This window comes from Streptomyces sp. NPDC053665 (assembly GCF_055585285.1).
This window is the reverse complement of the sequence record NZ_JBVJKK010000001.1, coordinates 1,671,607-1,683,518: the sequence shown is the minus strand read 5'-3', so window position 1 is coordinate 1,683,518 and position 11,912 is coordinate 1,671,607. Positions and strand designations below refer to the sequence as shown.

7 protein-coding genes are annotated in these 11,912 nt (G+C 71.0%); 5 read left to right on the top strand and 2 right to left on the bottom strand.

Features of this window, described 5'->3' with window-relative positions; genetic code table 11:
* Nucleotides 1-99 precede the first annotated feature (99 nt).
* Nucleotides 100-1,593 (top strand): GTPase HflX, encoded by a 1,494-nt coding sequence (gene hflX / locus ACZ6ZN_RS07320; protein WP_398109880.1) that lies wholly within the window; start codon nucleotides 100-102, stop codon nucleotides 1,591-1,593.
* 103 nt (nucleotides 1,594-1,696) lie between these two features.
* On the opposite strand, the gene ACZ6ZN_RS07315 is transcribed toward hflX, so the two are convergent.
* Nucleotides 1,697-2,908: a trypsin-like serine peptidase gene (locus ACZ6ZN_RS07315; protein ID WP_469643800.1), complete on the bottom strand. Its 1,212-nt coding sequence runs from the start codon at nucleotides 2,906-2,908 to the stop codon at nucleotides 1,697-1,699.
* A 55-nt stretch (nucleotides 2,909-2,963) separates the two neighbouring features.
* Complete coding sequence (locus tag ACZ6ZN_RS07310; RefSeq protein WP_469643798.1) at nucleotides 2,964-4,187, bottom strand: trypsin-like serine peptidase; 1,224 nt, start codon at nucleotides 4,185-4,187, stop codon at nucleotides 2,964-2,966.
* A 345-nt stretch (nucleotides 4,188-4,532) separates the two neighbouring features.
* Here ACZ6ZN_RS07310 and ACZ6ZN_RS07305 point away from each other — a divergent pair, with 345 nt between their 5' ends.
* The 4 genes from ACZ6ZN_RS07305 to ACZ6ZN_RS07290 all read left to right on the top strand — a co-directional run bounded on the left by ACZ6ZN_RS07305 (nucleotide 4,533) and on the right by ACZ6ZN_RS07290 (nucleotide 11,702).
* Nucleotides 4,533-5,972 (top strand): aminotransferase class III-fold pyridoxal phosphate-dependent enzyme, encoded by a 1,440-nt coding sequence (locus tag ACZ6ZN_RS07305; RefSeq protein ID WP_469644020.1) that lies wholly within the window; start codon nucleotides 4,533-4,535, stop codon nucleotides 5,970-5,972.
* A 287-nt stretch (nucleotides 5,973-6,259) separates the two neighbouring features.
* A complete protein-coding gene (locus ACZ6ZN_RS07300) occupies nucleotides 6,260-8,305 on the top strand; it encodes an IucA/IucC family protein (RefSeq protein WP_469644017.1) in 2,046 nt (681 codons plus the stop codon).
* Between the two features lie 113 nt (nucleotides 8,306-8,418).
* A complete protein-coding gene (locus tag ACZ6ZN_RS07295) occupies nucleotides 8,419-9,363 on the top strand; it encodes a GNAT family N-acetyltransferase (RefSeq protein ID WP_469643795.1) in 945 nt (314 codons plus the stop codon).
* Between the two features lie 341 nt (nucleotides 9,364-9,704).
* On the top strand, nucleotides 9,705-11,702 hold the full coding sequence (locus ACZ6ZN_RS07290) for an ATP-dependent DNA helicase (RefSeq protein WP_469643793.1): 1,998 nt from the start codon (nucleotides 9,705-9,707) through the stop codon (nucleotides 11,700-11,702).
* Nucleotides 11,703-11,912: the final 210 nt, after the last annotated feature.

Below are 11,912 nucleotides of genomic sequence, written 5' to 3'. Positions count from 1 at the left end.
CGCCGGGAATCTCCCGGACCGCCCGTGCGTTGTGGACAGTGACGGCAGGCACACCGCACTCCGTCGCAGAAGTCGGTTTCCCAGCTACGTAAGGATCCAATGACCTCCTCTTCTTCCTTTTCCCAGGACACCAAGCGCTTCGCGCACAGCCACCCCGAGGGTCTTCGGGCCGATGCCCTGATGGAAGAGGACGTCGCCTGGAGCCACGAGATCGACGGAGAGCGGGACGGCGACCAGTTCGACCGCTCCGAGCGCGCGGCCCTGCGCCGCGTGGCGGGCCTCTCCACCGAGCTCGAGGACGTCACCGAGGTCGAGTACCGCCAGCTCCGCCTGGAGCGGGTCGTCCTCGTCGGTGTCTGGACCTCGGGAACCGTGCAGGACGCGGACAACTCCCTCGCGGAGCTCGCCGCCCTCGCGGAGACGGCCGGCGCGCTGGTGCTCGACGGTGTCACCCAGCGCCGCGACAAGCCCGACGCGGCCACGTACATCGGTTCCGGCAAGGCCGAGGAACTGCGCGACATCGTCCTCGAGACGGGCGCGGACACCGTCATCTGCGACGGTGAGCTCAGCCCGGGCCAGCTCATCCACCTCGAGGACGTCGTCAAGGTCAAGGTCATCGACCGTACGGCCCTGATCCTGGACATCTTCGCCCAGCACGCCAAGTCCCGAGAGGGCAAGGCGCAGGTGGCGCTGGCGCAGATGCAGTACATGCTGCCGAGGCTGCGCGGCTGGGGTCAGTCGCTGTCCCGTCAGATGGGCGGCGGCAAGGGCGGCGGCCTCGCCACCCGTGGTCCCGGTGAGACCAAGATCGAGACGGACCGGCGACGGATCCGCGAGAAGATGGCGAAGATGCGCCGTGAGATCGCGGAGATGAAGACCGGCCGCGAGATCAAGCGCCAGGAGCGCAAGCGTCACAAGGTGCCCTCGGTCGCCATCGCCGGCTACACCAACGCGGGCAAGTCCTCGCTGCTCAACCGCCTCACGGGCGCGGGCGTGCTCGTCGAGAACGCGCTGTTCGCGACTCTCGACCCGACCGTACGCCGGGCCGAGACCCCGAGTGGACGGCTGTACACGCTGGCCGACACGGTCGGTTTTGTACGCCATCTTCCGCACCACCTCGTCGAGGCGTTCCGCTCCACGATGGAGGAGGTCGGCGAGTCCGACCTGATCCTGCACGTGGTCGACGGTTCGCACCCGACGCCGGAGGAGCAGCTGGCGGCCGTGCGCGAGGTGATCAGGGACGTCGGCGCCACCGGCGTGCCCGAGATCGTCGTGATCAACAAGGCCGACGCGGCCGACCCGCTCACGTTGCAGCGGCTGCTGCGTGTCGAGAAGCGGTCCATCGCCGTCTCGGCCCGTACCGGCCAGGGCATGGAGGAACTGCTCGCGCTGATCGACAGCGAGCTGCCGCGCCCGTCGGTCGAGATCGAGGCGCTCGTGCCGTACACCCACGGCAAGCTGGTCGCCCGTGCGCACGACGAGGGCGAGGTCCTCTCCGAGGAGCACACCGCGGAGGGCACGCTGCTCAAGCTGCGGGTGCACGAGGAACTGGCGGCGGAACTCGCGCCGTACGTCCCCGCACCGCTCGCCTGACCCCTCCCGGTCATCGCGAAGGCCCGCCCCCGAGGTCATCGGGGGCGGGCCTTCGTTCGTTCGTCCGGGCGCTCGGCGCCGTGTGCGGATCTGTCTGCCGGGATCAGCGACCGCCGTAGGTCCTGCTCATGTTCTGGTAGAGCGCCTCGGCGTCGCGGCCCAACTGCGGGCCGGCCAGCCAGGTGTTGTCGGCGGGGCCGATCGAGGTGTTGGAGACCAGCACGGACTTGCCGTTCAGCACGCGGAACCAGCCGCCGCCCGAGGAACCGCCGGTCATGGTGCAGCCGATGCGGTACATGGTCGGCAGGGCCGGGGACAGGGAGAACCGGCCCGGGACGTCGACGCACCGGAACATCTGCAGCCCGTTGTACGGCGGCGCGGCCGGGTAACCCCAGGCGCCGATCTTGGCCGCCTCGGCGGCGGACGGAGCGGAGAAGTCCACGTCCAGGGCGGCGCCGACCGTCTCCTCCAGGGACTTCGTCCCCCGCTCGGGCTTCACGTGCAGCACGGCGTAGTCGTAGGCGGCACCGTCACCGCCGGACTCCGAACCTCCCCGGATCCACTGGTTCGAGGTGGAGGCCCAGTCCGCCCACCAGTTGCCGTAGGGGGCGATCTCCGTCGGGTTCGCGTTGCTCAGCTCCGCCTCGGACTTGTCGAGGTCGTTGTAGGCGGGGACGAAGACCAGGTTGCGGTACCAGCCGCCGTTGCCGCCGGCGTGCACGCAGTGGCCCGCCGTCCACACCAGGTTGGACTTGCCCGGGTGATTGACGTCCTTGACCACGGTGCCGGAGCAGACCGCCGGGCCGTCGGGCGAGTCGAAGAAGACCTTGCCGACCGGCGCAGCGTTGCGGTGGTACGGCGTCTTCTCGGCCTGGGCCCGCACGGGCGCCGGGTCGGGGTCGCTGACACCCTGGCCGGCCGCGGCGTCCTTGGTCGTGACCGTCTTGTTGGCCTCTTCCGCGGACTGCATCCGCTCCGGCTTCCACAGCCCCTCGATCACCGGGTTGACGAAGTCCTCGGCGTCACTGAGCCACTTGTCCCTGTCCCAGTGCTTCCAGCCGCCGTCCTTCCACCGGTCGACGTCGATGCCGTGTTCCTTGAGTCGGCCCGCCAGGTCGGCCGGGATCTCGACCTTGCCGCCGCCGGCGGCGTCAGCGGTCCGCGAGCTCGTGGCGTCGGGCTTGTCGCTCGCCGAGTCCGCCGCACCACCACACGCGGTGGCGGTGAAGCCCAGTGCGCCGACGAGGCCGATCGCGGCCAGGACGGAGCGCCGCCCGCGCCTGGGCATGGACAGAAGTGTGGAACGTGAACGCATGGTGCTGATCCCCCGTTGATGGTGCGCGCTGGTGCTCCGTACGCTCAGCGCCGATTCACTGCCCCGCGAACTTCTTGCTCACCGAGTCGTACACGCCCTTGGCCACCTCGCCCAGGCGCGGCCCGGCGAGCCAGCCGGACGTCACCGGGCCGATCGAGGTGTTGGACACCAGCGCCGGCTTGCCGTCCGACCGCGTCGCGACCCAGCCACCGCCCGACGAACCGCCGGTCATGGTGCATCCGATGCGGTACATCGTCGGGTCCGACTCGGTGATGGACAGCCGTCCGGGCCGGTCCTGGCACCGGTACAGCTTCTGCCCGTCGTACGGCGGCGCGGCCGGGTAACCGATCGCCGTCACGCTCTGGACATCGGGCACGGCAGGCGCCTTGAAGTCGACCGGCAGAGCCGAACCCACCATCTCCTCCAGCGACTTGCCGCCACTGCCCTTCTCGGGAGTCACGTGGATCACCGCGAAGTCGTACTGCGCGCCGTCCCCGCCCGTCGAACCGCCCTGCTCGATCCACTGGTCCGAGGTCTGCGCCCAGTCACCCCACCAGACGCCGTACGGGGCGACCTCCTCACGGGTCGCGTTCTCCAGCTCCTCGACCGCCTTGCCGCCGTCGTTGTACGAGGGCACGAACGCGATGTTGCGGTACCAGCCGCCCTTCTTGCCCGCGTGCACACAGTGCCCCGCCGTCCACACCAGGTTCGACTTGCCCGGGTGGGCCGGGTCCTCCACCACCGTCGCCGAGCAGACCGCCGAGCCCTCCGGGGAGTCGAAGAACACCTTCCCGGCAGTGGGCTCGTTGGCGTGGTACGACGACGCGACCCCCTCCGCCCGGACAGGCTTGGGCGCCGGGTCCGTGACCCCTTGGTCACCGGAGATGTCGCTTTCGCCGACGCCCTGCTCGGGCTCCTCGGCGTCCCGCATGCGGTCCGGGTTCCACAGGCCCTCGATGATCGGGTTGATGTACTCGTTGGCCTCGCGCAGCCAGTCGTCCCGGTCCCAATTCTTCCAGGCGCCGTCCTTCCACTTGTCGATGTCGATCCCGTGCTCCCGCAGCCGGTCGCGGATGTCGTCCGGCAGCTTGAACTTGCCGTCGTCCGACGCCGAAGCGGAGGCCGATGCCTCACCGCCGGCCTCGGCGTCGCCCGAGTCACAGGCGGTGGCGGTCAGCGCGAGGGCCGAGGCCAGGGCCACGGCGGCCAGCACGGGGGAGTTCCTGCGGCGCGCCCTCCCCCCTCGGCCGGTGCTGGACGACTGCCGTATGGATCGCATGATCTGACTCCCCCTGGGGTGAACGAACTGGGACGAACCGTCGTCCAGGGCGTGATCTCCGGCCCACTCGCGGGGAGTTGAGGCCGGCCTCACGGCGTCCGGGACGGCACCACACACTATGCGGTGCCTGTGGGGGAGGTCCGACGGAACCGCAACAGTTCCGTCACGGAGAGGATCTTGAAGCAACCCGTAACCGAGAACGCGGTCGGGGGTTGGTAGCGGTGGGGGTCCTGCTGTCCGTCTGCGATCCCCCGTGCCCGTGCGCCGTGGGAGGTCAGGGAAGCCGTGCCGGAGTCCGCTGGTGAGGGTCGCGTGTCCGAGGAGACCGCCGTGGTGTGTGCCCAGGTGAAGCCGACACCGGGTGGTGCCTTCGACGCCGCGGTACGGGAAGTCCCTCGTGCGCCGGAGGGAAGCCGGCGCCGTCAGTCCGCCCGCGACGCCGCCGCCCGCACCTACGCCCGCGCCCTGCCCCTGGTGCCCGTGCGGGCCCGAGGGCTGACCATCGAAGGCGCGGACGGCCGGCGCTACCTCGACTGCACCTCCGGCGCCGGGGCGCTTGCCCTCGGGCACAACCACCCGGTCGTCCTGGAGGCCATCCGCTCCGTCCTCGATTCCGGCGCCCCCCTCAACGCCCTCGATCTCGCCACTCCGGTCACGGAAGCCTTCCTCACGGAACTCCACCGCACCCTCCCCCCAGGGCTGGCGCACCGGGCGCACGTGCGGTTCTGCGACCCGTCCACCGGTGACGCACTGGAGACCGCCTGCCGATGGGCACGCGCGGCGACCGGACGGACCGGCCTGATGACGTTCACCGAAGCCCACCGGCGCGCGGCCTTCCAGCCCTACGACCCACGCGCTGCCGCGCAGCCGACCGCCTCCCTCGCCGAGGTGCGGGACCTCCACTGCCCCCACGGCCTCGACGACGGGCGGGACCTCGACCCCGCTGCCGACTGGGCCGAGTCCCTGCTGGACGCCCCGAGCACCGGCAGTGCTCTCCCCGCGGGCGTGATCGTCGAGCCTGTACTGGGGGAGAGTGGGGTCCTCCCCGTGCCCAGTGCCTGGTTGCGGCGCATCCGCCGGCTCACAGCCGACCGCTCCATCCCTCTCATCGTCGACGAGACGCACACCGGATTCGGACGGACCGGTGCCTTCTGGGCGGTCGGCTACAGCGGCGTGACCCCCGACGCGATGATCCTCTCCCCGGACATCGGCGGAAGCCTGCCGCTGACCGTCGTCATCCAGCGCGACGACCTCTCCGGCGGGCAACCAGCCCTCGACACTGCCCCCTTCCGCGGCAATCAACTCGCCATGGCCGCTGGTGCGGCCACCCTGGCCCACGTGCGCGAGAACGGTCTCGCCGAGCGGGCCGCACACCTCGGCACCCGCATGCTCGCTCGACTCCGGCCGCTGGCCGATGCTTCGCCCATCGTGCACCGAGTGCGGGGGAGAGGGCTGCTGATCGGCATAGATCTGATCGCTGCCGAGCAGGCGGAGGAGTCGCGAGAGGAGCCTACGGACGCCGAAGCGCCGGGGGAGTGCGGTGCCGGGGGTAGGGGAGCCCGGTCCGCCTCCTCCCTGGCGGCCGACCTCCAGCGCGAGTGCCTGCGACGCGGACTCATCGTCGGTCTCTGCGGACAGGAGAGAAGCGTTCGCCTGTCGCCGCCTTTGACGATCACCGACGAACAGGCGAACGCCGTACTCGATCGTCTTGCCGACGCGGTCGAGGCAGTGGCCCGGGTCCACGGGGCGGCACGACAGCAGCGCCGACACCGGGTCCACGGGTGATCCGTCAGGGCGTGACACGTCACGCGACGAGCGTGGCTCCCGCCGAGTCTTCGCACACCCGTCGCTTCGACGCCGGCCCACGCCGCCCGGGCTTACCGGCCGGCCCTCACCGGCCCGGCGTGGTTGCCGTCGAGTAGCCCTGCTCGTCCGCATGCTCATCCCGACCCACCGCATGTCCCGCACCCCCCTCCGAGGTATCCGCCTTGAACGCCATCTCCGGGCCCGAGCCCGACCGTCACCCCGCGACGACGCCGGACCAGGACCCCGCCCACCCCGGAACCTCGCAGATGCCGGCTGTGCCGACACCTCCCGTGGTCCCTCGCCAGAGGCCGGGGAGGCAGCCGACCGGAGGTCCGGAGGGCGACACCCCGGGCACCGACCCGCTGTGCGATCCGGACCCCCACACCGTTGCCGACGCGGCCGCCGTGGAGAACCTGCTGCGCTGCTGGGCGCGCGAGACCGGCCGATCCGCCCCTGCCGACGGCCTGCTTCGCGTCCCGCTTCCCTCCAGCGGCACGTCCCTGCTCGCTCCGGTCCGCTACTGGTCCCCCACGGGCTGGCACCGCTTCGGCCCCGTGCGCTTCGCCGGTGCCTCCGACCATGCCCCGTCGGTCGACGCCGTCACGATCGCCGCGCTGCTCGCCCGGGAGTCCACCGCCGGCGAACTCGCCCCAGCCTGCGTCGGCGAGCAGCGTCCCGACCATGACCCGGGCCGTGTCCCTGCCCAGGGCCGTCTCCCTGAGCGCGGCCCTGCGACTGGTGTCGCCGCCACTGACAGCGTCGGGTTCGTCGCAGGTGTCGCCGACTCCGTACGCGGCGTCGCCACCTTCGTTCGCGACCGCCGGGAGCACCCGGCCGATGGCGCCGACCTGTTCCTCTCCGCGGAGCAGGCGCTCCTCCTCGGGCATCCTCTGCACCCCGCTCCGAAGAGCCGCGAGGACCTCACGGAAGCCGAAACCCGGCGCTTCTCACCTGAGTCGCACGGCTCCTTCCCCCTGCACTGGATGGCTGTCGACCCCTCGATCCTCGCCACCGACACCTCCTGGACCGAACGCGGTCGCCCCGTGCCCGCGACCACACTCACCGCGCGCCTCGCCGGACCCGGTCTCCCGCCGCTGGACGGGTACGCCCTGCTCCCCCTTCACCCCTGGCAGGCCCGCGAGGTTCGCCACCGGCCCCACACCGCCGCCTTGCTGGACAGCGGACTGCTACGCGACTTGGGAGCGCACGGAACTTTCTGGCATCCCACCTCCTCCGTTCGCACCGTCTATCGCTCCGGCGCCCCGGCGATGCTCAAGCTGTCGCTCGGCTTGCGCATCACCAACTCCCGTCGAGAGAACCTGCGCAAGGAACTCCACCGCGGCGTCGAGGTCCACCGTCTGCTCCGCAGCGGCCTCGCCCGGCAGTGGCAAGCCGTGCACCCGGGCTTCGACATCGTGCGCGACCCCGCCTGGCTGGCCGTCGACGCTCCGGACGGCGCCCCGGTGCCCGGTCTCGACGTCGTGATCCGCCACAACCCGTTCACCCCCTCCGACGACGTCTCCTGCGTCGCCGGGCTCGTCTCCTTGTCTCCACACCCGCCGGTCCCACCTTCCTTTGTGCCTCCTGCGCTCATGTCGTCCGCGCTCGGGCCTCCTTCGCTGATCCCGGTGTCACCGAGCTCACCCCTGTCGGGGCCAAGGGCACACCGGTCGGGGGCGGCCGAACCGCTCATGCAGTCCCGCCTGGCGCGGGTCGTCACACATCTCGCCCGTCGGACCGGCCGTCCCCGCGGAGCCGTCGCCGCCGAGTGGCTGCTGCGCTACCTCGAGCACGTGGTGCGCCCCGTCCTGTGGCTTGACGGTGAGGCGGGCGTCGCCCTGGAGGCGCATCAGCAGAACACCCTGCTCCTGCTGGACACCGCCGGCTGGCCGGCAGGCGGCCGCTACCGGGACAACCAGGGCTACTACTACCGCGAGTCCCGACGCGCGGACCTCGACGCGCGGCTGCCCGGCATCGGGGAACGCAGCGACACGTTCGTGCCGGACGACATCGCCGACGAGCGCCTCACGTACTACCTGGCGATCAACAACGTGCTCGGACTCATCGGCGCGTTCGGCTCCCAGCGACTCGCCGACGAATGGCTGCTGCTCGCCGCGTTCCGCCGGTTCCTGCAGCGCCTGGCCTCCGGCCCGGACCGATCCCGATCCTCGCTGCCCACCCGGTTGCTCGACTCGCCGGTCCTGCGCTGCAAGGCCAACCTGCTGACCCGCTTGCACGGCATGGACGAGCTCGTCGGCCCGGTGGACACCCAGTCCGTCTACGTCACCATCGCCAACCCCCTCCACTGTTGATCACATCAACCGATCGTGACCTCGGTCGGCCGCCGTCGATCGCCGGTATTCCTCCCATGGACCCTCCCCGTAAACGCCCCACCACCTCCTTGTCCGACCGAGAGGAGCCCTCGGTGCTTCCCGCTGAGCCGACAGCCGAGACCCATCTCGCCGTCACTGCCCCGGCTGACGGCAATCCCGACAGTGGGGACCCTGCCAAGCCCGGCACTCGCCCTGCGACCCTTCGTCCTCACGCCGGCCCTGATGCGTGCGAGGGGGGCGAAGCCGGCGAGGACGCGAGCAGGGATGGCCGCACGGATGGCCATGGAGAGTCCAGCGGTGACGCGCACGGCGAGGACACCATGGACCTGCGTCTCCCGGACGAGTTCTTCGCCTCCATCGAGGAAGCAGCTACAGGGTTCGGCGGATCCACCTCGGGTGAGTCCTCCGGTGGAGCGCATCACTGGCTCTCGCCTTCCGACCACGCGACCTCCCGCCCGGCGATCGACGACCTCCTGGACGGGATCGCCGGCTGGGGGCCGGTCCGGACGCCTGTGGGTGCGTTCCACCTCGTCCCCGTGCGCCTTGAACGCGACCTCCGGCTGATCAGCCGCTGGATGAACGACCCCGCCGCCGCGGCCTTCTGGGAGCTGTCAGGGCCGCAGAGCGTGACCGAGGGCCACATCCGTGCCCAGCTCACCGGTGACGGACGCAGCGTGCCGTGCATCGGGGTGCTGGACGGAAGGCCGATGAGCTACTGGGAGATCTACCGCGCTGATCTGGATCCGCTGGCCCGGTTCTACCCGGCCCGGCCCCACGACACGGGGCTGCATCTCCTTCTCGGTGAGATTCCCGACCGTGGACGCGGTCTCGGCGGCCTGCTGCTCCGCGCCGTGGCCAATCTCGTTCTCGCGCAGCGACCCTCCTGCGCACGCGTCATCGCGGAACCCGACATTCGCAACACCCCCTCCATCGCCGCCTTCCTCTCCGCCGGTTTCCGGCTCTCGGTCGAGATCGACCTGCCGGGTAAGACCGGTGCCCTCATGATCCGGGAACGGTCACTCCGACATGTGTTGTAGCGCTGTGTCACCGCGCCATCACTCATTGAACGCGGCGCCGGCTGCCGCGGTTCCCGCCACGGACAAAAAGTGATCCGGCCCTACGGCCTCGGCTGCCCGGCCCACTCGAGCGAAGGAGAGCGGCGCCGAAAGGGCACTTTCACCCGCGCTCCCTCACGAACTGCCCCGCTCCGTCGCGCCGAGGAGTCCACCATGAGCTCGCCACCCGCCCCCACCATCCCCACCGCCCTCCAGCCTTCCTTCGCCACCCCGATCCCCACCTCCTCCGCCACCCTGCCCCCTCTCTCCCTCCTCATCGTGACCAGACGTTTGTCAGTGCCGGGCCGTAGGGTGGTCGCGCTATGACGAAGCCCTCACTCCCCGAACTCCTGCACGCTGCCGTCGCCGCCGTCGGCGGTACGGAGCGCCCCGGTCAGGTAGCCATGGCCGAAGCCGTCGAGGAAGCCATCGACGACGGCTCCCATCTGCTGGTCCAGGCCGGCACCGGCACCGGCAAGTCGCTGGGCTATCTGGTGCCCGCGCTCGCGCACGGGGAGCGCGTGGTGGTCGCGACCGCCACCCTGGCCCTGCAGCGGCAGCTGGTCGAGCGGGACCTGCCCAGGACGGTCGACTCGCTGCACCCCTTGCTGCGCCGCCGCCCGGAGTTCGCGATGCTCAAGGGCCGGTCGAACTACCTGTGTCTGCACCGCATGCACGAGGGCGTGCCGCAGGACGAGGAGGACGGCCTCTTCGACCAGTTCGAGGCGGCCGCGCCCACTAGCAAACTGGGCCAGGACCTGCTGCGTGTGCGGGACTGGGCCGACGAGACCGAGACCGGGGACCGTGACGACCTCACGCCGGGCATCTCGGACCGGGCCTGGGCCCAGGTGTCGGTCTCGTCCAGGGAGTGCCTCGGCGCATCGAAGTGCGCGTACGGCGCGGAGTGCTTCGCCGAGATGGCCCGGGAGCGGGCGAAGCTCGCCGAGGTCGTCGTCACCAACCACGCACTGCTCGCGATCGACGCCATCGAAGGCGCCCCGGTGCTCCCGCAGCACGAGGTGCTCATCGTCGACGAGGCCCACGAACTGGTCTCACGGGTCACCGGGGTGGCCACGGGCGAACTCACGCCGGGACAGGTCAACCGCGCGGTGCGGCGTGCCGCGAAACTCGTGAACGAGAAGGCCGCTGATCAGCTCCAGACCGCCGCGGAGGGCTTCGAGCGGCTGATGGAACTGGCACTGCCGGGCCGCCTGGAGGAGATCCCGGAGGACCTCGGGTACGCCCTCATGGCCCTGCGCGACGCGTGCCGCACGGTCATCTCCGCGATCGGCACGACCCGTGACAAGTCCGTCCAGGACGAGGACGCGGTCCGCAAGCAGGCTCTCGCCTCGGTGGAAAGCGTGCACGACGTGGCGGAGCGGATCACCAACGGCTCCGAATGGGACGTCGTCTGGTACGAGCGCCACGACCGTTTCGGCGCTTCCCTGCGCGTCGCCCCCATGTCCGTCTCGGGCCTGCTGCGGGAGAAGCTCTTCGCCGACCGCTCGGTGATCCTGACCTCCGCGACGCTCAAACTGGGTGGCGACTTCAACGGCGTCGGCGCCTCCCTCGGTCTGGCCGCCGAGGGCACCGAAGGGGACGATGTCCCGAAGTGGAAGGGCATCGATGTCGGCTCGCCCTTCGACTACCGCAAGCAGGGCATCCTGTACGTCGCCAAGCACCTGGCGCGCCCCGCTCGGGACGGCGACCGCGCCGACATGCTCGACGAGCTGACCGAACTGATCCAGGCGGCGGGCGGCCGCACCCTGGGTCTCTTCTCTTCCATGCGCGGGGCACAGGTGGCCGCCGAGGAGCTGCGTTCGCGCATCCCCGAGTACCCGATCCTGCTCCAGGGCGAGGAGACGCTCGGCGAGCTCATCAAGAACTTCGCGGCCGACCCCAAGACGTGCCTGTTCGGCACCTTGTCCCTGTGGCAGGGCGTGGACGTTCCGGGGCCCAGCTGCCAGCTGGTCGTCATGGACAAGATCCCGTTCCCGCGTCCGGACGACCCGCTGATGAGTGCCCGCCAGAAGGCCGTCGAGGACGCGGGCGGCAACGGTTTCATGGCCGTCGCCGCGACCCACGCCGCGCTCCTGATGGCCCAGGGCGCCGGCCGTCTGGTGCGGGCGTCCGGAGACCGCGGCGTGGTCGCCGTGCTGGACCAGCGTCTGGCGACGGCGCGGTACGGGAGCTATCTGAAGGCGTCGCTGCCGGACTTCTGGTTCACCACGGACCGCAACCAGGTGCGCAGGTCACTGTCGGCCATCGACGCCGCGGCGAAGCAGGCGGAGGCGGTGACGGAGCAGGCGGAGGACGCCTGACCCCTGGGGGCCGGTCCGCGGCTGCGGCGAGACCGGCCGGCCCAGCCTTCGACGCCCGGGCGACGGCGCGCCCAGGCAACGGGGCTCGCGGGCGACTAGGCACGCGGCCGCTCCACCGGCGTGCGACAAGCGCCGACCCTGCTCCTGCCGCGGCACGAGCCCCGAGAGCGCTGAGGGCCGTGGCAGCGCCCCCGGATGGGCCCGGACAGC

Coding starts and splice junctions, on each gene's coding strand:
- hflX (WP_398109880.1), top strand. CDS start 100: ATGACCTCCTCTTCTTCCTTTTCCCAGGACACCAAGCGCTTCGCGCAC.
- ACZ6ZN_RS07315 (WP_469643800.1), bottom strand. CDS start 2,908: ATGCGTTCACGTTCCACACTTCTGTCCATGCCCAGGCGCGGGCGGCGC.
- ACZ6ZN_RS07310 (WP_469643798.1), bottom strand. CDS start 4,187: ATGCGATCCATACGGCAGTCGTCCAGCACCGGCCGAGGGGGGAGGGCG.
- ACZ6ZN_RS07300 (WP_469644017.1), top strand. CDS start 6,260: ATGCCGGCTGTGCCGACACCTCCCGTGGTCCCTCGCCAGAGGCCGGGG.
- ACZ6ZN_RS07290 (WP_469643793.1), top strand. CDS start 9,705: ATGACGAAGCCCTCACTCCCCGAACTCCTGCACGCTGCCGTCGCCGCC.